This is a genomic window from Verrucosispora sp. TAA-831, assembly GCF_050780145.1.
Lineage (GTDB): Bacteria > Actinomycetota > Actinomycetes > Mycobacteriales > Micromonosporaceae > Micromonospora.
On the sequence record NZ_CP192240.1, the window covers coordinates 4,497,441 to 4,521,066 of the forward strand.

A 23,626-nucleotide genomic window follows, 5' to 3' on the forward strand; every position below is an offset into this window, starting at 1 on the left:
ACGCTGACCACATTCGAGAAGGCGGTGCACGTTGACGGACATATCGGAGCCCGGAACGCGGCAGGTCGTACACCTGTCGATCAGCAGTGCGCAGCCGATCGGCCCCAAGCTGGTCGCGCAGGTCGAGCAGGCCTGCGCCCGGGCCGAGGATCTGCCCGGTGTGACGGTCGTCCTACGACTCACCGGGGGCCGGCCCGCAACGACCGACACCGACCTGAGCATCCACACGGTCAACCGGTGGGAGCGGGCGCTGCGCCGGCTCGAACGCCTCGACGGTGTCGCCATCGCGGTCGCCGACGGCCTCTGCGCCGGACCCGCCCTGGAGGCGCTGCTCGCCGCGGACTACCGGATCGCCGGCCCGGATCTGCTCCTGCGGTTCTCGCCGGAGGCCGGTGATCCGTGGCCGGGTATGGCCGTGCATCGCGTCGCCAACCAGCTCGGTGTGGCTCGCGCCCGTGGTCTGGTGCTCTTCGGAGCGGAGTGGACCGCCACCACAGCGGCGACGCTGGGGCTCATCGACGAGGTCACCACGGAACTCGACGAGGCGGTGGCACGGCGCACCGCGGCGACCCGCGATCTCGTCGGCAGTGAGCTGGCGATCCGCCGGCGCCTGCTGATGGAGGCGAGCGCGGTGAGTTTCGAGGACGCCCTCGGCACCCATCTCGCGGCGTGCGATCGGACCCTGCGGCGGATGAAGGGAACGCAACCGGCATGAGCACCGTCGCCGTGCCGGTGCGCGAGCCGCGCATGACCGGCGATCTGCGTGCCGACGCCGCCGCGCTGCGGTATCGGACCGAGCGGGACGACGCCCGGCTGGCGGACCTGCCCGCGAAGCCGGAGCGCACGCCGGACCAGCAACAGGCCGCGGACGGGCTGCACTCGTCGAGCCGGGCCACCCGGTCCCGTTTCCTGGCCGCGCATGCACCGGCGGTCTACGCGGAACTGACCGAGGACAGCACACTGTGGCTGCGGATCGCCGAGCTGGCCTCCGCGGCGGCCGGCCGTTTCCCCGGCCTGGTGCCCACCCGCGACCAGCTCGACCACGAGCGCCGGCACCGCCAGCAGGACAAGGAGGCCCGGGAAATCGACCAGGCGCTCTTCTTCCACCGGCTGCTGAGCGTCCCGGCGGTGGGGCGGCACGTGCTCGACGCGATGCGGCGTCCCACACCCCGCGCCCTCGACCTGCTGCCCGGTTTCCGGGACGGCGGGCTGACGGAGTTCGCCACCGTCCGGCTGGAGCGCGACGGCGACATCGGCCGAGTCACCCTGGCCAACCCGCACGCGCTCAACGCCGAGGACAACCAGCTCGTCGCCGACCTGGAGACCGCCGTCGACCTGGTCCTGCTCGACGACGGTATCCGGGCGGGGCTGCTGCGCGGCGCCACCATCACCCATCCCCGCTATGCGGGGCGCCGCGTCTTCAGCGCCGGCATCAACCTCAAACACCTGCACCAGGGCCGCATCTCGTACGTCGACTTCCTTCTCGGCCGTGAGATGGGCGTTCTCAACAAGATCGTCCGAGGTCTGCGGACCGACGACGGCACACCGGCGGAGAAGCCCTGGGTCGCCGCGGTCGACACGTTCGCCATCGGCGGCGGGATGCAGATGCTGCTCACCTGCGACCGAGTGGTGGCCGGCTCGGACGCCTACTTCACCCTGCCGGCCGCGCAGGAGGGCATCGTGCCCGGCGTGGCCAACCTGCGGCTCGGACGGTTCGTCGGCGCCCGGCTGGCCCGCGACATCATCCTGAACGGGCGCAAGCTGTACGCGAGCGAACCCGAGGCGCGCATGCTCTGCGAGGAGATCGTCGACTCGGGTGAGGTCGGCACGGCCGCCGACCGGGCCGCCGAGCGGCTGACCGCGCCGGCCGTCGTCGCCAACCGGCACATGCTCAACCTCGCCGACGAGCCGCCCAGCGCCTTCCTCGACTACCTGACGGAGTTCGCCCTCGTCCAGGGCGAACGGTTGTACAGCGCGGACGTGCTGGCCAAGGTCGGCGCCAATTGGAGCACGGGAGAGCGCCGATGACGCCGATCGAGGCCATGCTGAGCATCCTGCGCGAGGAGGGTGTCACCCGCGTCTTCGGTAACCCGGGCACCACCGAGTTGCCGTTCCTCGACGCCCTGGTCGCGGCCCCGGACATCCCCTACGTGCTCGGCGTGCACGAGGGCGCGGTCGTCGCGATGGCCGACGGCTACGCGCGCGCCACCGGCCGACCGGCGTTCGTCAGCCTGCACGTCGCCGCAGGCCTGGCCAACGGGCTGTCCGGGCTGCTCAACGCGAGCCGGTCACGGACGCCGATGGTGGTCACCGCAGGCCAGCAGGACCGCCGGCACCTGGCACAGGATCCGATGCTCTCCGGCAACCTGGTCGAGCTGGCCCGGTCGGCCGTCAAGGCCACCTTCGACGTCCAGCACGCCCACGACCTTCCGGTCATGCTGCGCCGGGCGTTCCGCCTCGCCGTCCTGCCGCCGGCCGGCCCGGTCTTCCTGTCGGTGCCGATGGATCTGCTGGCCGAGGAGACCGACGTCGACGTCTTCGATGCGCCGGTCGCGGCGCCGCCGGCCGCCACCGGGATGGCCAGCGCCGCCGCCCTCCTGGCCCGCGCGCGGCGCCCGGCGATCGTCGCGGGCGACGGCGTCGGCCGCGAGGGCGGGGTCGACGCGCTGGTCGCCCTCGCCGAGTCGGTCGGCGCGGTCGTCTACCACCAGCCTATGCACGACGGCGTCGACTTCCCGATGGGGCACGACCTGTACGCGGGCGCACTCCCCCCGGTCAACGCCGAGATCCGCCGGACGCTGGCCCCGTACGACCTGGTCCTGATCGCCGGCTGTCACGCGTTCATGCCGCACCACTACTCCCCCGGTCCCGCCCTGGCGCCGGGCACCCGGGTGGTGCAGGTCGATTCAGACCCGACCGAGATCGGCCGCAACTTCGCTGTCGAGTTCGGCCTGACCGGGGCCATCGAGCCGGCTCTGCGCGGTATCGCCGAGAGACTGCGGGAGCTCCGGCCCGAGGTCGGACACCGCCGCGTCGAGCTGCGGGAACGGCACCTCGGTGCGCGAGCCGCCGCGGAGACGGCGGCGCTCAAGGCGTACGGTCCGGCGCCCCTGGAGCCGGTGGCCGCCGCGCACGCCGTCGCGTCCGGGCTGCCGATCGACGCGGTGGTGGTCGAGGAGGCCATCACGACCGGGGTGCTGTTGCGCCGCTTTCTGCGCCTAGAACGGCCCCGCTCGCTGGTGCACACCGTCGGCGGCGGGCTGGGTTTCGGCATCGGGGCCGCCATCGGCGCCGCGATGGGTGACCCGGACCGCCCGGTCGTCGCCGTGCTGGGCGACGGCTGCGCCATGTTCGGCCTGCAGGGGTTGTGGGGCGCCGCCCGGTACGGCGTGCCGGTGACGTTCGTGGTGATGAACAACGGCGAGTACCGCACGCTCAAGGACACCCTCGACAACTGGGACAGCCGGGCCACCCACGCCGGCCAGTATCCCGGACTCGACCTGGGGCCGCTCGACTTCGGGGCCGCGGCGACGTTCTTCGGCATCGAGGCGCGCCGAGTTGCGCACGCCGACGAGCTCGTCGATCTGGTGGCCGGCGCCACGCACCGCGACCGGCCGCTGCTCATCGACGTTCCCATCCTCGGCCACCGGCAAGGAGAGCACCCGTGACCCGTCTGATCGACCTCGCGCGCACCGGCGGCAGAGTATTCAGCGGCGGCTGGCGGGAGCCGGCCGGCGGCGCCGCAGCGGTGGTCGAACCGGCGACCGGCGCCGTCCTGGCCGAGGTCGGCGTGGCCGACGCCGACGACATCGACGAAGCGGTCCGCGGCGCCGGAATCGCCCAGCCGGCGTGGCAGGCCGTCCCGCCGCTGGAGCGGGCCGCCGTGCTGCGCCGCGCCGCCGCGGTACTCACCGAACACCGCGACGAGGCCGCCGAGTGGCTGATCCGCGAGAGCGGCTCGATCCGCGGCAAGGCCGAGTACGAGGTGGCGTCCACCGTCGACGAGCTGTGGGCCGCCGCCGCCCTGCCGATGTTCCCGCACGGGGAGCTGCTGCCCGACCCGGCGGGCCGGCAGAGTTCCGCCCGCCGGGTCCCGCTCGGCACCGTCGGGGTGATCAGCCCGTGGAACGTGCCGCTGCTGCTGGCGCTGCGGGCGGTCGCACCGGCGCTCGTGCTCGGCAACGCCGTCGTCCTCAAACCGGACCCGCGCACCGCGATCAGCGGCGGGCACCTGGTCGCGGCCGTTTTCGAACGGGCCGGGCTTCCCGGGGGCGTGCTGCACGTGCTCGCCGGCGGCCCGAAGGCAGGCGCGGCACTCGTCCGGAACCTGGGCACCGACATGATTGCGTTCACCGGTTCCTCGGCGGTCGGCCGGCAGATCGGGGCTGAGGCGGGCGGCGCGCTCAAGCGGGTCTCACTCGAGCTGGGCGGCAACAACGCTCTGCTGGTCCTGGACGATGCCGACGTGGAGGCGGCCGCTGCGGCCGGCGCGTGGAGCTCCTTCTTCCACCAGGGTCAGGTCTGCATGGCGGCCGGACGGCACATCGTCGTCGAGTCGGTCGCCGACCGTTACGTGGACGCGCTGTGCCGACACGCGGCTCAGTCGACGGTGGGTGACCCGTGGACCGACGACGTCACGCTGGGCCCGCTCATCGACGTGGCCCAGCGGGACCGGGTCGACCGGATCGTGCGCGAGTCGGTGGCCGCCGGAGCGGTGCTGCGCGAGGGCGGCGGCCACGACGGGCTGATGTACCGGCCGACGGTGCTGACCGGGGTGACACCCAGCCAGCCGGCCTTCTGGGAGGAGATCTTCGGCCCGGTGGCGCCGGTGATCGTGGTGGCCGACGAGGACGAGGCGGTCCGGGTGGCGAACCGCACCGAGTACGGCCTGGTGGCCTCGGTGCACACCGGGTCGGTGTCCCGGGGAGCGGCACTCGCCGGCCGGCTGGACACGGGCATCGTCCACGTCAACGACCCGACGATCGACGACAACGCGTTCGTGCCGTTCGGGGGCCGCGGAGCGTCCGGCAACGGCCATCGCCATGGGATCGGCCGCAACACCGACGAGTTCACCCAGTGGCAGTGGCTGACCCTCCCGGGCGCCGGCTGATGCCGGAGACGGTGCAGTACCGCAAGGACGGTCACCTGGCGACGATTACGCTGAACCGTCCCGACGTGCTCAACGCCATGAACCTTCGGATGCACGCGGAGCTGGCCGAGATCTGGGACGACTTCGAACGCGACGACCAGATCTGGGCGGCGGTGCTCACCGGCGCCGGCGACCGCGCATTCTCGGTCGGTCAGGACCTCAAGGAGCTGGCGGCCCGGGAGGAAGCAGGTGAGGCGGGACCCTCCACCTTCGGCGGCCGCGGCAAGCCCGGTTGGCCACGGCTGACCGAGCGGTTCGGCCTGACCAAGCCGCTGATCGCCCGGGTGCGGGGATACGCCCTGGGCGGCGGCTTCGAACTCGCCCTGGCGTGCGATCTGATCATCGCGGCGGACGACGCCCGGTTCGGGCTCCCTGAGGCTCGACTCGGCCTCATCGCGGGTGCCGGTGGCGTGTTCCGGCTCAGCCGTCAACTGCCGGTCCGCACCGCGCTGGGCCACCTCATGACCGGCCGGCAGCTCGGCGCGGCCCGGGCGTACGAGCTGGGGCTGATCAACGAGGTGGTGCCGGCCGCGAAGCTGGACGACTGCGTCCGCGCCTGGACCGACGACCTGCTGGCCTGCGCGCCGCTGGCCGTCCGTGCGGTGAAGCAGGCGGTCCTCAGCTCGGCCGAACTCTCGGTCGAGCGGGCGATCGCCACGCGCTATCCGGCCGAGGAGGTCCGGATGCACAGCGAGGACGCCAAGGAGGGCCCGCGGGCGTTCGCGGCGAAGCGGCCGCCGCGCTGGCTGGCGCGGTAAGCGCCGCGCGCCCTCGACGCTGGTCAGCCCTCGATGCTGACCAGCGTCAGGCTGTCCGGCAGGTCCGCCCGTCGGTGCACCTTCAACTTGCGGTACGTCCGGGTCAGGTGCTGCTCGACGGTGCTGACCGTGATGAACAGGCGGCGCGCGATCTGCCGGTTGGTGTGCCCCTGCGCGGCCAGCGCCGCCACCCGCCGCTCGGACTCGCTCAGGTCCTCCAGGACGGGCTCGTCGTCGGCCGCGACGTGCTCGCGCACCACGTCGAGTTCGGGCCACGGCGGCTCGGCGAGGGCCTCGGCCACCCGGGTCCCGGGCTCGCAGTGCCGCACCATTTCGCGGGCCCGTGCCTCCACGGCGCGGGCCGACTTGACCGCGCCGGCACGCGCGTACACCCGACTCAGGTCCATCACGACCTTGGCCCGGTGCAGCAGGTCGCCGGTGGTGGAGAGCGCCACGTCGGCCTCCTCGAGCACCTTGATCCGGTCGATGTGCCGGGAGGCGGTCGCCGCGAGCAGCCGCAACGCCATTCCGGCAACCCGCGGGCTGACGTTGCGGGCCAGGTCGAGCTGCTCCTGGGCGAACTCGCGGGCCTGCTCGGTCTCACCCGCGCGCAGGTGTACCTCGGCGACACCGAGCCGCCACGGGACGAGTGCCGGCAGGTCGATCTTCCAGTCGGTGAGCAGCTCGCCGCAGAGCCGGAAGTCGTCCATCGCCATGTGCACCCGGCCACGGGCGAGGAAGTAACGCCCGCGGGCGTACAGGTAGTGCACGGCGGCCCGGCTCTCCAGCACGGCCTCGGGGAGCTGTTGCAGGACCACGCCGCCAGCCAGGTCGAGATCACCGGACTCGGTCGCGACGAGCAGGAGCACGGACGTCGCCCAACCGTCGGTCACACCCCACTGCTCGGCGGCGGAGTCGGCCAGCGCCAGCTGCGCCTGGTGGACTGCGAGCTCCAGATCTCCCTCGCGCAGCGCGATCTCGGCGCGGAACGCCGCGAAGGCGGCGTGCCAGGTGGACGCTCCCTGCACGGCCGCGCGGCGCTGCAGTTCGTCGCAGTGCCGCGCGGCGACGTCCAGCCGGTCGGCGTAGATCAGCGCGGTGAGCGCGATCAACGTCGGCGTGAGGGTCGCGTTCTCCAGGTCGCAGCTCTCCAGCAGGTGCTCGGCGTGGTGCAGGCACCGCTCGTCGAGCTCACCCTCCTTCAGCGCGGCGCAGATCTCGAGCGCGGCGCGTACCGGGCCCTGCGGCGAGAGCGGGCCGCGGGCCCCGCCGTCGATGACGGCGTCGGGCAGGTGGGCGGCCAGCCGCGGGTAGGTGATGGTGAGCCAGGCGCGCAGTAGGCCGACGGCGCCGGCCGCAGCCGGAGTCGGGATCGGCCGGGCGGCGAGCTGCTGGAGCGCTCTCTCACAGTCGCCGATGCGGCCGTGGCTCAGTAGCAGATATACCAGCGCGACGGCGTCGGACCAGGAGAGCTGCCCGGCGTCGGCCGCCTCGATCAGCGGCGGGAAGCGCCGTTCCGCGAGGAACTTGTCCTCGCGCCACTCGATCAACGCGATTCGGGACAGGAGCGCGGCGTTCTCAGCGGCGTCGGCGGTGGTCTCCCGGGCCAGTTCGAGGTATCGGACGGCCTCCTCGGTCCGGCCGTCGGCGTGTGACTCGGCTGCCGCGGCCCGCAGCACGGCCACCGCCCAGCCGGGCAGCGGCACTCCGGCGTCCAGCAGGTGGGCCGCGGACACTCGGGCCGGCATCCCCTCGTCGCGGAGCACCTCGGCGGCACGGGTGTGCAGCCGCCCGCTCTCCCGCGGGCTCAACAGGCTGAGCACGGCATGACGGGTGGCCGGATGACGCAGGCACCCGTCGGGAGTAAGACCGGCCGCCACCAGCGTCGGCTCGCAGCGCAGGACCGTGTTCTCGTCGAGGTCGAGCAGGGCGGCCAGGCGCTCCGTGGTGGGGTTGTCGAGGATGGTCGCGCCGGTGACGACCTGCTGGACCTCCGGCACGCTGCGGTGCATGCAGGAGACGACCGCCTCGCCGAAGGCGCCGTTGACGAGGTGTGCGACCGGCGGCAGGGTGCCCGCGGCGCTGGCCGTGGCGAGGTCGTCGAGCAGGCCGGTGACCAGCAGCGGGTTGCCGCCGGTCAGGGCATGGCACTGAGCGGCCAGTTCCGCAGCATCGGCCTCGTGCGCGACGGCCCGGGTGACCAGCAGGTCCCGGATCCCGGCGGGGGTGAGCGGGCCGAGGCGGACGCGACGGCAGTGCAGCTGGTTGAACAGCTCGGCGTGCAACAGCGGGTGCTGGGAGTGCGGGAGACCGACCTGCTCGGAGATCACGATGAGGCAACTGGTGAACTGGACCCGCCGGGCCAGATAGAGCAGGCCGCGCAGGGAGCTCTCGTCGGTGTGGTGCACGTCGTCGACGACGATCGCCACCGGCTGCTGGGCCGTCTCCCGGGAGAGCAGCCGCCACAGGTCGTGGAAGACCCGCACGTACTCCCGCTCGACGTCGTCGGCGTCCGCGCCGGCGATTACCATGGACGCCACGTCGGAGCTGATCAACCGGCCGACCTCGTCGCGATGGTGCGGCGATCGGGTGAGCGGCTGGAAGATCTGGGCGAGGGTCCCGAACGGCAATGCCCGCTCGGCCCGCGAGGCGTTCGCACTCAGCACCAGCGCCCCGGATTTGAGAGCCCGGCCGGCGAAATCTTGCAACAGTTTTGATTTGCCTGTGGCGACCGGGCCCGCGACGACCAGAACGCCGCCTTTTCCACCGACACAATCGCTGTACATGGTATCGAGAAGTTCCGAATACTGATGCCGGTCGACCAGTGACGACATGCAATCCCCCGCAGCCGTGTGCACCGCCGCGAACCCTTGCGTACGACCTCGTGTCCGAGGCCGCGCGATCGGCGGACGCCCTACCCGAAGCGATACAGACTGTCGCGAACCTACCACCGAATGATGACAACATTGACAAGAATCGGTGAGCGCCACATGACCTGGAGTCCACAGAGGACAGTGCTATGGAGATCGACGTTCGGCGACCAGACATGATCCCACTCGCCGCCAGAGGGCGATTGCATCCGTTTAGCTATATCTATGCATTGGGTCCGTTTGGAGATCGTTCTGCGGGTTCGCGGTGGATAGAGGTTGATCGATGGATTTCGGTGTCACCAGCCGGCCGTGTCGCCGAGCGCCCCGGGTCGAATCGTGAGGACGACCAGCCCGGCCAGTGGCAGCAGGAGGGTCGCCAGGTGGTCGCGCCGGCAGAGCGCGAGGAGCAGCACCAGCCAGAGGTAGGTCACGCGATGCCACGGGACGCCGGCGGCTGACCAGCCGAACTCGCTGGGCGGCGGGTCGGCGATCGGCACCAGCTGGAGCAGGAGCTTCGGCCAGGACGGGTGGTCGGGCCAGCTGTGGTGCAGCATCAACAGCACCACCCGGACGATCGCCACGGCCCGCAGAGCGTTGAAGTAGCGGTCCCGGTTCGGTTGCACCGGCCAACCCAGAGGGCTGCGCGGACCTGGGCGTACGCCGAAAAGGGTGGAGACGGTGACCGAGTAGGGGTCGGTTTTAAGGGTTGGCCGCGGTTCTGGGCCGTCCTAGGTTGAGGGAGATCCCCATTCTGCCGAGGCGAGGCTATGCGCGAATTTCTGCTCCGTCGGCTGCGGACCGCCCTGCGCCTCTGGCTCGAGGGGCTCGGCCGACTGCCCGCCGTGACGGCGCCCGGGACACAGCGGCCCGCCGTGGATCCGCCGCGGGTGCCGGTGGGGCACCCGGAGCGGATCCCGGCGGCCCCCTCCGCACGCACCGTTGAAGAACGGGTGCTGTGGGAGGACCTGCTCACCTAGTGGTGGTGTCGAGCTCCGGCAGCAGCCGGGTGGCGCCGTAGTTCTTCAGGACCAGCTCCCGGGAGACGTCGGCGAGCCGGCGTGCGGTGGCCGGGTCGAACGTCTTGATGCTCAAGTCGACCTTCTTGCCGCGGTCGATGGCGGTGAGCCGCTCCGCGGGCGGGTTGTCGATCAGCTCGACGATCGGGGCGATCGCCTCGTCGATCGACTTCGCGGCGAACTTGCTCGCCAGCGTGATGAGGCCCCGGATCGGCTGCTTCATCTCGCCGATGCTGCCCAACGTGGCGGTGAAGCCGGGGTGGTAGAGGACGTAGCGCGCCTTGCTGCTGGGCGCCTGCTCGAAACCGCGGCCCAACAGGTCGTTGGCCCGTCCGCACTGGGTCTGCGCTTTGAGCTGGCTGTACTTACGCTCGGCCTGGAGGTCGTCGAAGTTCACCGAGCCGACCTTGATGCCGGGCGAGGCGACGTTGATGATGACCGGGTCGGCGGCGGCGTCGAACTGTGCCCGCAGGCCGTGCCCGAGCAGGTAGCGGGCCAGGTAGTACAGGCTGAAGGTGAACTCGAGGCCCTCGGCGGTCTCCAGGCGCTTGGCGTTCTGCCGATTGGCGCAGAGCACCAGCGCGTCCACAGCCGGGTGTGCGGCGGCGATCTGGTCGACGACCTTCTCGACGGTGGCGATGGAGCTCAGGTCGGCCGGGATGAAGTGGAACCGTCCGGCCGCGCCGAGCCGGGCGGCCTCGGCAGCGACCTCCGCGCCCTTGGCCGGTTTGGTGCCGATCGCCACCACGGTGTCGCCGCGTTCGAGCCGGGCAAGGGCCGTGCCGCGCCCCATGCCGTCGGTTCCGCCCGCGATGACGATGGTTCTGCTACCTGCCTGCTGCGGCATTTTTTCGGCTCCCGTTGATCCGGTTGGTACGTATGCTCCCAAAATTGTGGTCCGTGGCCGCGACCTTGGGAAGAACGCACACTGGTGTGGGGTACGCACCTTTTTGTTCGTGGGCGCCGTTCGTCCGCGCCGCCGTATCAGGGGTCGGACAAGGGTCGGGGATGCGTCGGCCGGCGGTTAGCGTCGAGGCGGTAGCTCGAATGTCGCTAATGCAAAGGGATGTGTGAAGGATGGGGCGCTTCGCCTATGTCAGCACCTCCGGCCGTCAGCCCGAACCGGAGGAGAAGGAAATTGAGATCACCATCACGACTCCGGCCGAGGTGCGCCGCGGCGAGACCCTCAACGTCGAGGTGACCCTGCTGACGCTGGAAGGTGTGTTCAAGGACTTCCCCACCCGCGACATCGTCGGTGAGGTCACCATCGTGGTCGCCGGGGCCGAGGAGCGGACGCTGCTCGCGGTCGGGCTGACCAACGCCAACTACGTCTTCCAGGGCAAGAACGTGCTGATGACCGGCGGGCACGCGCAGTTCGTGCCGGCGACGGAGGGCACCTACACGTTCGCGCCGGGCGAGATCACGGTGACCACATCCGCCTATCCGCTGCGGAGCATCCCGAAGCAGCCGCACCCGGCCGACAGCAAAACCACGGTCGTCTGACCGCGGTCACGGCAGCAGGTCGGCCCGCCCCATCCCGGTCAGCAGCCGTGCGATCTCGGTGTGCAGCCGGGCGGCGTCGGCCGGGCGGTACCCTGCGGCGAACACCCGCCCGGTCATGTCGATCCGGCGCCGGCCACGGAAGGCGCTGACCCGGTCGGCGGGCGGATCGGCCAGCAGGCGCAGCAGCGGCGCGACACCGACGTCGACCGGTTTGCCGTGCAGGGCCAGGGTCGCGCCGGCGAGCAGCCGCCACGGCTGGCCGAGTTCGCGCTGCAGCCCGGTGCGGACGACGTCCGGATTGAACAGGACGTACGGCACGGTGGTGGTATCGCCGCGGTGGGCGAAGGCGACACCCAGCAGGTCGGTGGCGCGGCCGGCCTGGGCGAGGGCGCGGAAACCGCCGCCACCGGCGGTGAACTGCATGTCGTGCCAGCGGATCCGCCCGGCCGGTGTCCCGGTGCCGCAGACGTTGACCACAAGCGGACGGTCGGCCCGGCGCAGCTGCGGCAGCAGGCCGTACGTCAGGGCGAACCGGCTCAGGCAGGTCAGGGCGAAGTTGCGTTCGACGCCCTCGGCGGTGTGCCCGAGCCGGGTCAGGTAGCGCTGGGCGCACAGGACCAGCCGGTCCAGCCGGTCGAAGCGGTCCCGCACGGCACCGACGATCTTGCTGTTCGCGCTCATCACCCGCAGGTCGGCGCGGAGGAACTCGGCACGTCCGGCGGCGCCGGCCTGTTCGGCCGCGGCCAGGAACGCGTCCCCTTTGGCCGGTGTGCTGCCGACGACGAGGACGTGGTGACCGGCGGCCAGGGCGTCGAGCGCCACGGCGCGGCCGACGCCGTCGGTCCCGCCGCTCACGAGATAGTTCGCCACCCCGCCATGGTCGGCGGGCGGGCGCCGACCCGGACACCCCTACGTCGCCCCTAACAAATGCGAAGAATGTCCCGCCCTGGTTTACGTTTCTGGTGTCCGGTGTCCTTCAAGAAAGCGAGCGCTTCATGCGTGATGTGTATCTGGCCGGGATTGCCGCGGTCCTGCCGCCGGCGGAGGCGGCCGACGAGGCCGTGGCCGCGGGGCGGTACGACGCGGAATCCGCGGCGAAGACCCGGCAGTTGGCGGTCACGGTCGCGCCGGAGGGGACCGAGTCGCCCGACCTGGCCATCGACGCGGCGCGCCGGGCGCTGCGTCAGGCGGGCGCGGGCACTGCCGACGTCACCGTGCTGCTGCACGCCATGCTGGCCCCGCCGATGCCGCTGTGGCACGCCGCCGGGTACATCCACCGGCAGCTCGGCCTGCCGGCCGGCGCGTGCACGGCGACCGACCTCAACGCCGGCTGCGCCACCGCCCTGATTGGCATCCAGATGGCCTCGGCGATGCTGCGTGTCCGCGAGGAGCGTGAGGTCGCCCTGGTCACGGCCGCCGACTGCTGGCGGTTCCCGATGGTCGACCGCTGGCGCACCGCCGCCACGCCGTTCGGTGACGGCGGCGTGGCGGCGGTACTGTCCAACCGGGACGGCTTCGCGCGGATCGCCGGCGCCGCTTCGCTGAGCGAGCCGTTCCTGGAGCCGATCAACCGGGGTTACGACCCCTACACGGCGGACGGCGCCGGGCACGTCGAGCCGGTCGTGCTGCGCAACCGGGGCGGCCGGGGCGGGGACCCGTCGGCCATGCTGAGCGCGGTCGTCAAGGTGGTGCAGGGTGTGGTGTCCGAGGCGGTACGCCAAGCCGGCATCGACATGTCCCAGCTGGACCACTTCGTCAGCCCGTTCATCGGCCACGACCAGATCGTCAGGCAGTTCCTCCAGCCGCTGTCGCTCGACATGAGCCAGATCCCGTGGGAGCTGGCTCGGCGGGTGGGGCACATCGGCGCCGCGGACCCGCTGGTCGGACTGGACCACCTGGTCAACGTCGAGAAGGTGTCCTGGCGGCACATCCTGGTGCTGGGCGCTGGCCTGGGCGGCATCTTCCACGCCATGGTCGTGGAGAACACCTGTGCATGACAACGGGTCCCGGTCCCGGAGCACCTCCGGAACCGTGCCCGGGGCCGGCGCGGCGATCAACTGCCGATGCTCTGCGGGTGGGTGAAGAAGGCGGAGGGGTCGTACGTCTTCTTCACCTCCACCAGCCGCTCGTAGTTCTCGCCGAAGTACGACCACTTCCAGTCGTCCAGCGCCGGGTCCGGGTAGTTGATGTACGAGTGCCGGCTGGAGTGCGGGTCGATCAGGTCGAAGCCGCGGCCGGTCCACTGATCGGCGGCGGCGGCCTCCTCCTCGCCCGGAGTCCCGCTCTCCCCGACGAGCGTGTACTTCACCAGGAACCGGGCGTCGCGGTGCACGTACGCCGTGTCGGTCGCGGCGATCTCGTTGGCGGCGCCGCCGAGCGCGGCGAGCGCGAAGTAGCGGAACTGTCCGGCCCGGCGGTCACCGTCGAAGACCGCCAGCGCCTGCTCGAGCACCGATCGGCTCACCGGCTCGGTGAACAGGCGGTGCCGTTCGCGCAGGAAACCCTGCCGGGGCAGCAGCGCCTCGTGGCTGCTGCCGGCGCGCCGACGCTGGGCGGGTGTCATGCCTTCGCAGCGGTACAGCTTGAGCATGGCGTCGAGGTAGGGCAGCTCGGTGGCGTCGACGGAGCGCGGCGCGGCGCCGACGGACTGCGACAGCGCCGCCAGGGCTTGGTCGAACCGCTCCTGCGACCCGGCGAACCCGCCGTGCAGCATGACGAACCCGGTGGCGCCCGGCACCGCGTCGGGAAGTACGACGCCGACCTCCGAGGCGAGTTCGTTCGGCGCGGCCGTCATCCAGTGCTGCCACTGGTCGAGGACGTCGAGCGCGTGCTCCCAGGCCCAGAGGACGGTGAAGTTGACCAGGCGGGGCACCTGGATGGGCTCCACCTCCAGGTCCACGACGACGCCGAAGTTGGCGGCGCTGCCACCGCGCAGGGCCCAGAAGAGGTCCGGGTCCCGGTCGGCGGAGCAGGTCACGGCCTGCCCGTCGGACAGGATCAGCCGGGCCGAGACCAGCCGGTCGCTGCCGACGCCGTGCGAACGGGTCTGCCAGCCGAGGCCGCCGCCGGTGAGGAAACCGGCCGGGCACACGGTCGGGCAGACGCCGGTGATGACCTGGCGCCGGTGCGGCGCCAGCTCGTGCAGGACGTCGACGGCCTGCGCGCCGGGACCCAGGTGGACGGTGCGCTCGGTCAGGCCGACGGTGTTCAGCCGGGACAGGTCGACGACCAGCCCCGTGGTTGTCGACCAGCCGGCAAAGTTGTGCGCGCCGCTGCGCGGGGTCAGGTGCAGGCCCTCCGCCTGGGCCAGAGTCAGGCAGGCCCGGACGTCGGCCTCGTCGGCGCAGTAGGCGATCGCGGACGGCCACACCGCGTCGAACTCGGCCAGCTGCAATTGGCGCGCGGCCGGGTAGCCGTCGTCGCCGGGCAGCACGAGGTCGCCGGTGAGGCCGGCCCGCAGGTGGTCCCAGCTCACCATCAGACGACGGTGGTCTTGCTGTCGGCCGGGTTCGGGTCCTTGGGGACGCTGGTGAGCGGGTAGTCCGAGGTGGTGACGGTGATCTCGCCCGGTGCGAACGTGTAGGTGCCCGGCTCGGTCGCGACGATCTCCGCGTGTCCGCCGGTGAGCAGGACGTTCTTGCCGGTGAAGACGTAGTTGGCGTTGGTCAGGCCGACCGCGACGACCTTCTGCTCCGCCGGGCCGCCGATCAGGACGGTCACCTCGCCCTTGATGTCACCCGCCGGGCGGTCCTTGATGGTGCCGTGCAGGGTTCGCAAGGTGACCTCGATGTTCAGCGTCTCGCCGGCGCGCACCTGGTCCGGAGTGGTCACGGTGATCTCGATGTCGCTCAGCACCGGCTCGGGCTGGCGGGTGGAGCTGCTGTAATAGGCGAACCGGCCCATAATTGATGTCCTCATTTCTTTCGCGCATCAACAATCGCGGCTTCAACAATCGCTAGGAAAGCGGCGCGAACCGTTGACGAAAGGAGTCGGGAAGGACGCTACCGAAGGGCCTGGTGGAATGGTGGGAACGGTTCGTTCCTAGGGGTGGACATAGGGGTTCGACGACTCTCCCGGCCGAGTAGCGTCCGGCCCATCGCCGCATCCCGGGCCCACGGGCCGGTGGGTGGACGGGCCGCATCGTCGACCAGGCGACGAATTCACTGGGCACCGCGGGCGCTACCCCTATCCGGCACGGAGAAGTCAAGGGTGGGGCAGGGGTTTTCACCGGTCGCGCGTCCCGATTGCATCTGAGGAATGGGTGAGATGCGGATATTGGCGGTGTCGGGATCGCTGCGCCGGGACTCGTATAACCGTGCTCTGCTGTCGGCGTTGCCGAAGCTCGCCCCGGCGGGCATGGCGTTCGACCACTTCACCGATCTGGGTGCGGTGCCACCGTACGACCAGGACCTGGAGGTCGACCCGCCGCCGGCGGTGGTCCGCTGGCGTGCGGCCGTCGCGGCGCACAAGGGCATCGTGCTGGCCACTCCGGAGTACTCCCGGGGCCTGCCGGGCGTGGTGAAGAACGCGCTCGACTGGGCATCGCGGCCGGTGCAGGCGCCGCCGCTGAGCGGCAAGGCCGTCCTTGTGCTGGTGGCCACGTCGGGCCGGGCGCTGGGATACCGCAGCCTGGGCGACGCGCAGAGCCTGCTCACCGGGATGCGCAACATCGTGGTGCCGGCGCCGGAAGTGGTGATCAACTCGGCGGAGACCGCGCTGGTGCCCGACGGCGACGGGTGGCGGCTGGCCGACCCGATGGCCGAGGCGTTCGTCGCCATTCAGCTCGGGCTGCTGGCCGACATCGTGGAATCGGGCATGGCGCAGCTCCTGGAGGAGCGTTTCCGTGCCCGCAGCGCGGAGGTCACCGCCCTGCTGACAAGGGCTGCCAACGGCCGTTGATTAGGGGTTATCGGCGCTCGTGCGGTCACCTACGTTCGATCCCGGGCCGATCCGGCCCGCTCACCCATCACGGAGGAACCGTATGAAGCGCTCGCGCGTGCTCGCCGGGTTCGCTGCCGTCGCGGCAGCCGTACTCGGGTTCGTTTCCGTCCCGTCGGCCGCGTCGGCCGACGTCTTGAGCACCCACCCTGTCGTCTCCGGGACCAGCAGTGTCGCCTACAACTGCGTGGAAGATCCGTACCCAGGCGGTCAGACCTCGTTCGACGTCACGTTCAGCGCCCCGTCGAAGGTGCGCGTGGGTGTGAAGTTCACCCTCAAGGCGACCGTCGCCGCCTCGGTCACCATTCCGATCGACGTGCCGGCCAACGGCGTGTCCGGTTCGGTGCAAGCGGTGCTCGGCGGTGCGGGCAGCGGTGTCGTCAGCGCCGCCGGCCTGACCAACGCCACGGTCGTGCCGGCCGGGCAGCTGCTCACGCTCACCGGCGGCGCGGCCACCGTGTTCCCGGCGTCGCGGGGCGTCCTGACGTTCACCCCCGGTGTCCTGGAGACGACCAACTGGCTGGGCCAGCACTTGGTCTGCACGCCGTACCTGCCTCCGGCGACGGCGCTGTCGATCGTCGTCAAGTGATCACGGCCTAGACGGTTCGTCAGCGCCGGCCGGGCGTTGGCGAACCCGGGCGAGAGGGGACCACCGTGCCGCCGGACACCGTGCCCGACCCGCGTGCCGTGGGCGAGCTCTACGACACGATCGACAACAAGGGTGTTCTCCACTTCGGCTGGTGGGACAGCCTCGACGACGAGAAACCCCTGGAACAGGCCGCCGATCGCCTGACCGACGTGGTCACCGAGAAGCTGCGCCTGGCGCCGGGCGCGTCGCTGCTGGACGTCGGCTGTGGGCTCGGCGTCCCTGCGGTGCGGATGGCGGCCCGCGCCGGCGTCGGCATCCTGGGCATCACCGTCAGCGGCGAGCAGGTCCGGCGGGCTGGCGAGCTCGCCGCCGCGGCCGGGCTCGGCGGCCGGGTCCGCTTCGAGCTCGTCGACGCGACGGCGATGCCGTTCGCCGACGGCTCGTTCGATGCCGCGTTCGCCCTGGAGTCCCTCATCCATATGGACCGGCGTGCGGCGTTGCGGGAGATCGCCCGGGTGATCCGTCCGGGCGGCCGGGTGGTGTTGACCGACCTGTACGACCGCACCGCGGGCTCGGCCGGCCGGCACTCGATCATTCACGGTCTCGCCGAGTTCTGGTTGCTCAGCCCGCTGATCGGTCGGGACGACTACGGCGGTCTCGCCGCCGACGCCGGCCTGGAGGTGGTGGAGGTGCTCGACGTGAGCGAGAACGTGTTGTGGAAGACCCTACGACAGCTCAGTGACCGGATGGCGGCAGGTGATCGCAGCGTGGTGCCGGACGCTGCGGTGGACGGTCTGGACGACACCGGCGCCGCCGCGCTGGCGGGCGAGCGGGATCTGGGGTGTCTTCTGGTCACCCTCCGGAGACCGTGACACCGGCGATGACTGTCCGATAAGCAGTCTCGCGATCGTGATCTTCGTTGCGGGCCCATCGCGTCACAAGGATGCAGAACGCCGCGACCAATTGTTCAGCCGCCTTCCCCATACGGCCGGCGGCCGGTGGCTTCAGGGTGTAGTCGTAGTCGAGTCCTTCTGAGGCTCGGGGCGAGCAGACAGGTGGCGGCCCTCACTTGAAGGCGGCGTGTCCGGTCAGCATCTGCCCGATGATCAGTTGGTGCACTTCGGAGGTGCCCTCGTAGGTGAGCACCGATTCGAGGTTCGCTGCGTGTCGGATGATCGGATAGTCGAGGGTGATTCCGGCCGCGCCGAGGATCGTCCGGCATTCCCGGGCGATGGCGATCGCCTCCCGCACGCTGTTGAGTTTGCCCAGGCTGATCTGCCGGTGGTCGAGAGTCCCGGCGTCCTTGAGTGCGCCGAGCTGCAACGCCAGGAGCATGCCCTTGCCCAGTTCGAGACCCATGTCGGCGAGTTTGAGCTGGGTGGCCTGATAGGCGGCGAGCGGCTTGTCGAAGATCTGCCGGCTACGGGAGTACGCGATGGTCGTCTCCAGGCAGTCGTGCGCCGCGCCGAGCGCGCCGAAGACGATGCCGAAGCGGGCCTCGTTGAGGCAGGACAACGGCCCGGAGAGGCCGGCAGCCTGGGGCAGCATCGCGTCGGCGGGAAGCCGCACGTCGTCGAGGACGAGTTCCGAGGTGACCGAGGCGCGCAGGGAGAGCTTGCGCTTGATCTCCGGGGCGGTGAAACCGGGGGTGCCGGCGGGCACGAGGAAGCCCCGCACTCCCTCGTCGGTGTGTGCCCAGACCACGGCGACGTCCGCCACCGATCCGTTGGTGATCCACATCTTGGTGCCGTTGAGCACCCAGTCGTCGCCGTCGCGGCGGGCCCGGGTCCGCATACCACCCGGGTCGGAGCCGAAGTCCGGCTCGGTCAGCCCGAAGCAGCCGATCGCCTCGCCCGCGGCCATTCGGGGCAGCCACTGCTGCTTCTGCTCCTCGGAGCCGAATCGCCAGATGGCGAACATGGCCAGCGAGCCCTGCACCGAGACCAACGAGCGGAGCCCGGAGTCACCCGCCTCCAGTTCGAAGCAGGCCAATCCGTACGCCACGGCGGAGGTGCCGGCGCAGCCGTAGCCGCTCAGGTGCATACCGAGCACGCCCAGGTCGCCGAGTTCGCGGGCCAGTTCCTGGACGGGCAGGCCGCCCTGTTCGTACCAGGTGGCGATGTGCGGGCGGATCCGCCGGTCGACGAAGCCACGGACGGCGGCCTGGAGGTCCCGACTGTCGTCGTCGACGAGGGTGTCGACGCCGACGGACGCGAGCGCGGACACGGGGGCAGACAGGGTCACGGTTCGGTTCCTTCCGGGGCTTGCAGGTGCGCGATCACGCCACGTGCCACGGCGACGGCCATCGCGTCGAGCGCGTCGTAGGTCATCGCCGCCATGTGCGGGGTCGCGAAGACCCTGGGATGGTGCAGCAACGGGTCGTCGGGAGCGGGTGGTTCGGGCGCGAACACGTCGACGGCGTAGCCGCGTAACCGCCCGGCGTCGAGTGCGGCCAGCACGGCTGCGCTGTCCACGACACCCGCCCGTGCGGTGTTGACCAGCAGGGTGTCCGGCCGCATCCGGGTGAGCGCGGCGGCGTCGATCAGCTCGGTCGTCTGCGGAGTCTGCGGTACGTGCAGGCTGACCACGTCGGCTTCGCGCAGCAGGTCTTCCAGCCCGACCAGGCGTACCCCAGGTGGTGGGGTGGTGGTGGCGACGTCGTAGCCGATGACGGTCATGCCCAGTCCCTGAGCGCGGATGGCGACGCCCCGGCCGATCGCGCCGAGCCCGATCAGGCCCAGCGTGCGGCCAGCGAGCATGGTCCCGGTCAGCCCGGCCGCGACGACCGCCGACGGCAGTGAGCGGCCGGCCGGAAAGACACCGCCGGCCAACGAGGATGCCGCCGCCGGTGCTTGGCGGGCCAGGGTGAGGGCGGCCAGGACGACGAACTCGGCCACCGACTCGGCGTTGGCGCCCGGTGTGCTGACCACCGGTATGCCGAGGCGTTCGGCGGCGGCCAGGTCGATGCCGTCCACGCCGGCGCCGTGCCGACCGACGACCTTCAGCCGCCGGGCGGCCTTGAGCATCCCGGCGGTCACGGCCGAGGAGCGCACTATCAGGGCGTCGGCCGTGACCAGGGGTCCGGCGAGGGTCTCCGGGTCGGTGGCGTGGGCGACGTGCACCTCGCCCGCGGCGTGCAGCAGGTCCATTCCGGCTGCGGCGATCGGCTCGGTGAGCAGGATCTTCGGTGTCATTGAGGTGTCCTCACCAGCCGGTGTAGCAGGTCACCGGCACGCTGTAGAAGTCGCGCGCGTAGCCACCCTGCTCCCGTGGGCCGTGGTTGGAGGCGCCGGTGCCGCCGAAGGGCAGGTGCAACTCGGTGCCGGCGGTGGGCAGGTTGACGGTGACGATGCCGGCGCGGGCGTCCCGCTTGAACCGCTCGGCCGCGGACAGGGACGTGGTGACGATCCCGGCGGACAGCCCGAAGTCGGTGTCCCCGGCCACGTCGATCGCCTCGTCGAGATCGTTGACGCGGATGACGCAGGAGACCGGACCGAAGATCTCCTCCCGGGCCAGGCGCATGGTGTTGCGAGCGTCGGTGAAGAGGGTGGGGCGCATGAACTGCCCCTCGTCCGGGTGGTGCTCCCCGCCCGCCACCACGGTGGCGCCCTCGTCCCGTCCGATCCGGACGTAGTCGAGGTTCTGGGCGAGTTGTTCGGGACTCACCACCGGACCGAGGTCGCTGCGCGGGTCGAGCGGGTCGCCGACCCGTAGTGCGCTGACCGCTGTGGCCAGCGCCGCCACGAACCGGTCGTGGATGTTCGCCTGCACGATCAGTCGGCTCGACGCCGTGCAGCGCTGGCCGGTACTGAAGAAGCTGCCGTCCAACGCACAGCGGACCGCCACCTCCAGGTCGGCGTCGTCGAGCACCACCAACGGGTTCTTGCCGCCCATCTCGAGCTGGAACCGCTTGTTGCCGTGGGCGATGCACTGCCGCGCGACGTGTGCGCCGGTGCCGGTGCCGCCGGTGAACGAGACACCGTCGACTGCGGTCGAGGTCAGCAGTTCCTCGCCGACCACCCGGCCTGCACCCATGACGAGGTTGAACACGCCGGGTGGCGTTCCGGCCTCGGCGACGATCCGGGCGAGTTCCCCGGCCGAGGCGGTCACCAGCTCGGCCGGTTTGAGCACCACCGTGTTGCCGTGGGCGAGCGCGGGTGCGACCTTCCACGCCGGGATGGCGAGCGGGTAGTTCCACGGCGTGATGATCCCGACCACGCCGAGTGGCCGACGCCGGACCTCGGCGTGCACGTTCGGACGGGTGGACGAGTAGACCTCGCCCTGCGGTTGCAGGAGTTGGTGGGCGTAGTACCGGAAGGTCTGGCCGGCCCGGACGATCTCTCCCCGGGCCTCGGCGAGGAGCTTGCCCTCCTCCCGGGCGAGCAGGACGGCGAGTTCCTCGGTCCGGCGCAGCAGGGTGGCACCGATCCGGTCCAGGATCTCCATCCGGGCCGCGACCGGCTGCCGGGCCCAGCCGGGCTGGGCCCGGCGGGCGGCCTCGATAGCCGCGCGCGCGGTGTCCCGGTCGGCCAGGGCGTACTCGCTGACCACCTCGCCGGGACGCGCCGGGTTGTGGTTGGCACGGCGTTCGCCGTCGACCCACTCCCCGTCGACGAGGTTGAGATGGTGCGGCATCGTCCCGGTCACCGGTCGCCACCGGTCACGGTGACGAGGGCCTGGTCGGTCGGGCCGGCCGCCTCGGGGAAGTGGCAGGCCACCTGGTGACCGCTGCCCACCGCAGTGGCCAGCGCGGGCTCCTGCGTCGCGCAGATCTCCTGTGCCTTCCAGCATCGGGTCCGGAAGCGGCATCCGCTGGGCGGGCTGAGTGGGCTCGGCACGTCTCCGGTGAGAATGAGGCGCTTGCGCTCGGTCTCGACCAGCGGGTCGGGAATCGGGACCGCCGAGAGCAGCGCCTTGGTGTACGGGTGCTGCGGCCGGCGGTACATGTCCTCGCACTCGCCCACCTCGACGACGGTGCCGAGGTACATCACGGCGATCCGGTCACAGAGGTGCCGTACGACGGCCAGGTCGTGCGCGATGAACATCATCGTGAGGCCCAGATCGTCCTGCAACTGCTCCAACAGATTGACGATCTGCGCCTGCACGGAGACGTCCAGCGCGGAGACCGGCTCGTCGGCCACGATGAAGTCCGGGTTGCTGACCAGCGCCCGGGCGATGCCCACCCGCTGGCGCTGACCACCGGAGAACTCATGCGGGTAGCGGTCGTGCCACTGCTCACTGAGCCCGACCAGTTGCATGGTGTCGACCGCCTTGGCCCGCCGCCCGGCTGCGGAGAGCTCGGTGTGTACCAGGAGCGGTTCCTCGATGAGTTCGCCGATGGTCATGCGCGGGTTCAGCGAGGCGTAGGGATCTTGGAAGATCATCTGCATCCGGCGGCGCATCGCCCGCATCCGGCTTCGGCTCAGGGTGGTCAGCTCGGTGTCGTCGAAGGTCACCGTGCCGCTGCTGGGCTTGAGGAGTTGGAGGATGGCGCGTCCGGTGGTGGATTTGCCACAGCCGGACTCGCCGACCACACCGATGATCTCGCCTCGCCGGACGTCGAGGTCCACTCCGGACACCGCCCGCAGGCGGGCCGGTCGCAGCTTGCCGCGCACCGGCACCTTGAAGTCGACCGCCAGGTCACGCACCTGCAGCAGGGGCCGTTCGGGTGTGGTGGCAGCAGCCTGCGACATCAGCTCTCCTTCGTCGAGAGGTAGGGGTGCCGGTCCTTGGTGGTGAGCCAGCCGCCCTCGTCGACGGACCGCATTCCCCAGCAGCGGGTCAACTGACCCCGGTCGGGCGTCTCCCAGGTGGTGACGAGATCGGGTGCGCGACCCCGGCAGGTCTCGCGCACGTGTGCGCAGCGCGGTGCGAACCGGCAGCCGTCCGGCATCTCCGACAGCTCCGGCGGGCGGCCGGCGATCGGGCGGAGCTTGCCGCCGCGGACCAGGTCGAGCCGGGGCACCGAGCCGAGCAGCCCCCAGGTGTAGGGCATCTGCGGACGGTGGAACAGGTCGACCGTCTCGGCCCGTTCGACGATCTGGCCGGCGTACATCACGTTGACCCGTTCGGCCATGCCCGCGACGACCCCGAGATCGTGGGTGATCAGCAGGACTGCGGTACGTGTCTCCCGGGCCAGCTCGCGGAGCAGATCCAGGACCTGCGCCTGGATGGTCACGTCGAGCGCGGTGGTGATCTCGTCGGCGAGGATCAGTCGGGGGTTGCAGGAGAGCGCCATCGCGATCATCACGCGCTGCCGCATCCCACCCGAGAGCTGGTGGGGATAGGAGCTCAGTCGGGTCTCGGCGGCGGGAATGCGCACCATCTCCAGTAGTTCCACAGCTCGCGTCCGCGCGGCGCGGCGGCTCAGATCGAGATGCAGTTCCAGGGTCTCGGTGAGCTGCTTGCCCACGGTCAGCACCGGGTTCAGCGAGGTCATCGGGTCCTGAAAGATCATCGAGATGCCCTTGCCGCGGACTGCCCGCAGTTCGCGGGGGCGCAGCCGCAGCAGGTCCCGCCCTTCGAAGAGCACCTGTCCCCCGGTCACCTCGCCGGCTGGGGGAACGATCAGGCCCATGATGGACTGTGCGGTGGCCGACTTCCCGCAGCCGGACTCCCCCACCAGGGCCACCGTCTCGCCCGCGTCGACGGTGAACGAGACGCCGTCGACCGCCGTCACCGTGCCGCGCGCGGCACGGAATTCGGTACGCAGGTCGCGCACCTCCAACAAGGCCATCGGACCCCCCGCAGTTCGGGACGCTAGAGCGTCGCTATCCGTCAACCAGGAGTGTTGCACAGACGAT

The 23,626-nt window shown here is 71.1% G+C and carries 22 protein-coding genes; 11 read left to right on the plus strand and 11 right to left on the minus strand.

Features of this window, described 5'->3' with window-relative positions; translation table 11 throughout:
• Positions 1–31: 31 nt before the first annotated feature.
• From dpgB to dpgD, 5 genes are read left to right on the plus strand one after another with little or no spacing between them, the layout of a single operon-like run.
• Positions 32–715, plus strand: coding sequence for an enoyl-CoA-hydratase DpgB (gene dpgB / locus ACQVFL_RS19915; RefSeq protein ID WP_431727291.1), 684 nt, complete (start codon positions 32–34; stop codon positions 713–715).
• Complete coding sequence (gene dpgC / locus ACQVFL_RS19920) at positions 712–2,028, plus strand: (3,5-dihydroxyphenyl)acetyl-CoA 1,2-dioxygenase DpgC (RefSeq protein WP_431727292.1); 1,317 nt, start codon at positions 712–714, stop codon at positions 2,026–2,028. The genes dpgB and dpgC overlap by 4 nt, the downstream gene beginning before the upstream one ends.
• Positions 2,025–3,668, plus strand: coding sequence for a thiamine pyrophosphate-binding protein (locus ACQVFL_RS19925; protein WP_431727293.1), 1,644 nt, complete (start codon positions 2,025–2,027; stop codon positions 3,666–3,668). The genes dpgC and ACQVFL_RS19925 overlap by 4 nt, the downstream gene beginning before the upstream one ends.
• Positions 3,665–5,110: an aldehyde dehydrogenase family protein gene (locus ACQVFL_RS19930; protein WP_431727294.1), complete on the plus strand. Its 1,446-nt coding sequence runs from the start codon at positions 3,665–3,667 to the stop codon at positions 5,108–5,110. The genes ACQVFL_RS19925 and ACQVFL_RS19930 overlap by 4 nt, the downstream gene beginning before the upstream one ends.
• Positions 5,083–5,907: an enoyl-CoA-hydratase DpgD gene (gene dpgD, locus ACQVFL_RS19935; RefSeq protein ID WP_431727295.1), complete on the plus strand. Its 825-nt coding sequence runs from the start codon at positions 5,083–5,085 to the stop codon at positions 5,905–5,907. Before ACQVFL_RS19930 ends, dpgD begins: the two co-directional genes overlap by 28 nt.
• A gap of 23 nt (positions 5,908–5,930) precedes the next feature.
• Here the strand turns inward: dpgD and ACQVFL_RS19940 are convergent, their stop codons facing one another.
• The gene (locus tag ACQVFL_RS19940; protein ID WP_431727296.1) at positions 5,931–8,741 is read right to left on the minus strand and encodes an AAA family ATPase; all 2,811 of its coding nucleotides are present in this window, start codon (positions 8,739–8,741) and stop codon (positions 5,931–5,933) included.
• Between the two features lie 332 nt (positions 8,742–9,073).
• The gene (locus tag ACQVFL_RS19945) at positions 9,074–9,400 is read right to left on the minus strand and encodes a hypothetical protein (RefSeq protein ID WP_431727297.1); all 327 of its coding nucleotides are present in this window, start codon (positions 9,398–9,400) and stop codon (positions 9,074–9,076) included.
• 144 nt (positions 9,401–9,544) lie between these two features.
• Here ACQVFL_RS19945 and ACQVFL_RS19950 point away from each other — a divergent pair, with 144 nt between their 5' ends.
• On the plus strand, positions 9,545–9,754 hold the full coding sequence (locus ACQVFL_RS19950; protein WP_431727298.1) for a hypothetical protein: 210 nt from the start codon (positions 9,545–9,547) through the stop codon (positions 9,752–9,754).
• On the opposite strand, the gene ACQVFL_RS19955 is transcribed toward ACQVFL_RS19950, so the two are convergent.
• Complete coding sequence (locus ACQVFL_RS19955) at positions 9,747–10,640, minus strand: SDR family NAD(P)-dependent oxidoreductase (protein WP_431727299.1); 894 nt, start codon at positions 10,638–10,640, stop codon at positions 9,747–9,749. The genes ACQVFL_RS19950 and ACQVFL_RS19955 overlap by 8 nt on opposite strands.
• 230 nt (positions 10,641–10,870) lie before the next feature.
• On the opposite strand from ACQVFL_RS19955, the gene ACQVFL_RS19960 reads away from it, so the two are divergent.
• On the plus strand, positions 10,871–11,296 hold the full coding sequence (locus tag ACQVFL_RS19960) for a hypothetical protein (protein ID WP_431727300.1): 426 nt from the start codon (positions 10,871–10,873) through the stop codon (positions 11,294–11,296).
• A gap of 6 nt (positions 11,297–11,302) precedes the next feature.
• On the opposite strand, the gene ACQVFL_RS19965 is transcribed toward ACQVFL_RS19960, so the two are convergent.
• Entirely contained in the window at positions 11,303–12,166 is an 864-nt protein-coding gene (locus ACQVFL_RS19965; protein ID WP_431727301.1) for an SDR family NAD(P)-dependent oxidoreductase, read from the minus strand.
• A 125-nt stretch (positions 12,167–12,291) separates the two neighbouring features.
• On the opposite strand from ACQVFL_RS19965, the gene ACQVFL_RS19970 reads away from it, so the two are divergent.
• Entirely contained in the window at positions 12,292–13,293 is a 1,002-nt protein-coding gene (locus tag ACQVFL_RS19970; RefSeq protein WP_431727302.1) for a ketoacyl-ACP synthase III family protein, read from the plus strand.
• A gap of 56 nt (positions 13,294–13,349) precedes the next feature.
• Here ACQVFL_RS19970 and ACQVFL_RS19975 read toward each other — a convergent pair whose 3' ends face one another.
• Positions 13,350–14,774, minus strand: coding sequence for an FAD-binding oxidoreductase (locus ACQVFL_RS19975; protein WP_431727303.1), 1,425 nt, complete (start codon positions 14,772–14,774; stop codon positions 13,350–13,352).
• A complete protein-coding gene (locus tag ACQVFL_RS19980; protein WP_431727304.1) occupies positions 14,774–15,199 on the minus strand; it encodes a hypothetical protein in 426 nt (141 codons plus the stop codon). The genes ACQVFL_RS19975 and ACQVFL_RS19980 overlap by 1 nt, the downstream gene beginning before the upstream one ends.
• 363 nt (positions 15,200–15,562) lie before the next feature.
• Here ACQVFL_RS19980 and ACQVFL_RS19985 point away from each other — a divergent pair, with 363 nt between their 5' ends.
• The 3 genes from ACQVFL_RS19985 (at position 15,563) to ACQVFL_RS19995 (ending at position 17,695) form a co-directional block, all read left to right on the plus strand.
• On the plus strand, positions 15,563–16,195 hold the full coding sequence (locus ACQVFL_RS19985; RefSeq protein WP_431727305.1) for an NADPH-dependent FMN reductase: 633 nt from the start codon (positions 15,563–15,565) through the stop codon (positions 16,193–16,195).
• Positions 16,196–16,277: 82 nt separating this feature from the next.
• Positions 16,278–16,823, plus strand: a complete 546-nt coding sequence (locus tag ACQVFL_RS19990) for a hypothetical protein (protein ID WP_431727306.1) — start codon at positions 16,278–16,280, stop codon at positions 16,821–16,823.
• Positions 16,824–16,888: 65 nt separating this feature from the next.
• Complete coding sequence (locus ACQVFL_RS19995; protein WP_431727307.1) at positions 16,889–17,695, plus strand: SAM-dependent methyltransferase; 807 nt, start codon at positions 16,889–16,891, stop codon at positions 17,693–17,695.
• A gap of 193 nt (positions 17,696–17,888) precedes the next feature.
• Here ACQVFL_RS19995 and ACQVFL_RS20000 read toward each other — a convergent pair whose 3' ends face one another.
• The 5 genes from ACQVFL_RS20000 to ACQVFL_RS20020 are packed head-to-tail and all read right to left on the minus strand — an operon-like array spanning position 17,889 to position 23,559.
• Complete coding sequence (locus ACQVFL_RS20000; RefSeq protein ID WP_431729855.1) at positions 17,889–19,049, minus strand: acyl-CoA dehydrogenase family protein; 1,161 nt, start codon at positions 19,047–19,049, stop codon at positions 17,889–17,891.
• Positions 19,050–19,063: 14 nt separating this feature from the next.
• Positions 19,064–20,017 (minus strand): NAD(P)-dependent oxidoreductase, encoded by a 954-nt coding sequence (locus tag ACQVFL_RS20005; RefSeq protein WP_431727308.1) that lies wholly within the window; start codon positions 20,015–20,017, stop codon positions 19,064–19,066.
• Positions 20,018–20,027: 10 nt separating this feature from the next.
• Positions 20,028–21,470 carry an aldehyde dehydrogenase family protein gene (locus ACQVFL_RS20010; RefSeq protein WP_431727309.1) on the minus strand — a complete coding sequence of 481 codons (1,443 nt, stop codon included), beginning with the start codon at positions 21,468–21,470 and terminating at the stop codon, positions 20,028–20,030.
• Positions 21,467–22,516, minus strand: coding sequence for an ABC transporter ATP-binding protein (locus ACQVFL_RS20015; RefSeq protein ID WP_431727310.1), 1,050 nt, complete (start codon positions 22,514–22,516; stop codon positions 21,467–21,469). Before ACQVFL_RS20015 ends, ACQVFL_RS20010 begins: the two co-directional genes overlap by 4 nt.
• On the minus strand, positions 22,516–23,559 hold the full coding sequence (locus ACQVFL_RS20020; protein ID WP_396697001.1) for an ABC transporter ATP-binding protein: 1,044 nt from the start codon (positions 23,557–23,559) through the stop codon (positions 22,516–22,518). The genes ACQVFL_RS20015 and ACQVFL_RS20020 overlap by 1 nt, the downstream gene beginning before the upstream one ends.
• Between the last annotated feature and the right edge of the window lie 67 nt (positions 23,560–23,626).

Coding starts and splice junctions, on each gene's coding strand:
- dpgC (WP_431727292.1), top strand. CDS start 712: ATGAGCACCGTCGCCGTGCCGGTGCGCGAGCCGCGCATGACCGGCGAT.
- ACQVFL_RS19925 (WP_431727293.1), top strand. CDS start 2,025: ATGACGCCGATCGAGGCCATGCTGAGCATCCTGCGCGAGGAGGGTGTC.
- ACQVFL_RS19940 (WP_431727296.1), bottom strand. CDS start 8,741: ATGTCGTCACTGGTCGACCGGCATCAGTATTCGGAACTTCTCGATACC.
- ACQVFL_RS19950 (WP_431727298.1), top strand. CDS start 9,545: ATGCGCGAATTTCTGCTCCGTCGGCTGCGGACCGCCCTGCGCCTCTGG.
- ACQVFL_RS19955 (WP_431727299.1), bottom strand. CDS start 10,640: ATGCCGCAGCAGGCAGGTAGCAGAACCATCGTCATCGCGGGCGGAACC.
- ACQVFL_RS19960 (WP_431727300.1), top strand. CDS start 10,871: ATGGGGCGCTTCGCCTATGTCAGCACCTCCGGCCGTCAGCCCGAACCG.
- ACQVFL_RS19970 (WP_431727302.1), top strand. CDS start 12,292: ATGCGTGATGTGTATCTGGCCGGGATTGCCGCGGTCCTGCCGCCGGCG.
- ACQVFL_RS19975 (WP_431727303.1), bottom strand. CDS start 14,774: ATGGTGAGCTGGGACCACCTGCGGGCCGGCCTCACCGGCGACCTCGTG.
- ACQVFL_RS19980 (WP_431727304.1), bottom strand. CDS start 15,199: ATGGGCCGGTTCGCCTATTACAGCAGCTCCACCCGCCAGCCCGAGCCG.
- ACQVFL_RS19985 (WP_431727305.1), top strand. CDS start 15,563: ATGCGGATATTGGCGGTGTCGGGATCGCTGCGCCGGGACTCGTATAAC.
- ACQVFL_RS19990 (WP_431727306.1), top strand. CDS start 16,278: ATGAAGCGCTCGCGCGTGCTCGCCGGGTTCGCTGCCGTCGCGGCAGCC.
- ACQVFL_RS20005 (WP_431727308.1), bottom strand. CDS start 20,017: ATGACACCGAAGATCCTGCTCACCGAGCCGATCGCCGCAGCCGGAATG.
- ACQVFL_RS20015 (WP_431727310.1), bottom strand. CDS start 22,516: ATGTCGCAGGCTGCTGCCACCACACCCGAACGGCCCCTGCTGCAGGTG.
- ACQVFL_RS20020 (WP_396697001.1), bottom strand. CDS start 23,559: ATGGCCTTGTTGGAGGTGCGCGACCTGCGTACCGAATTCCGTGCCGCG.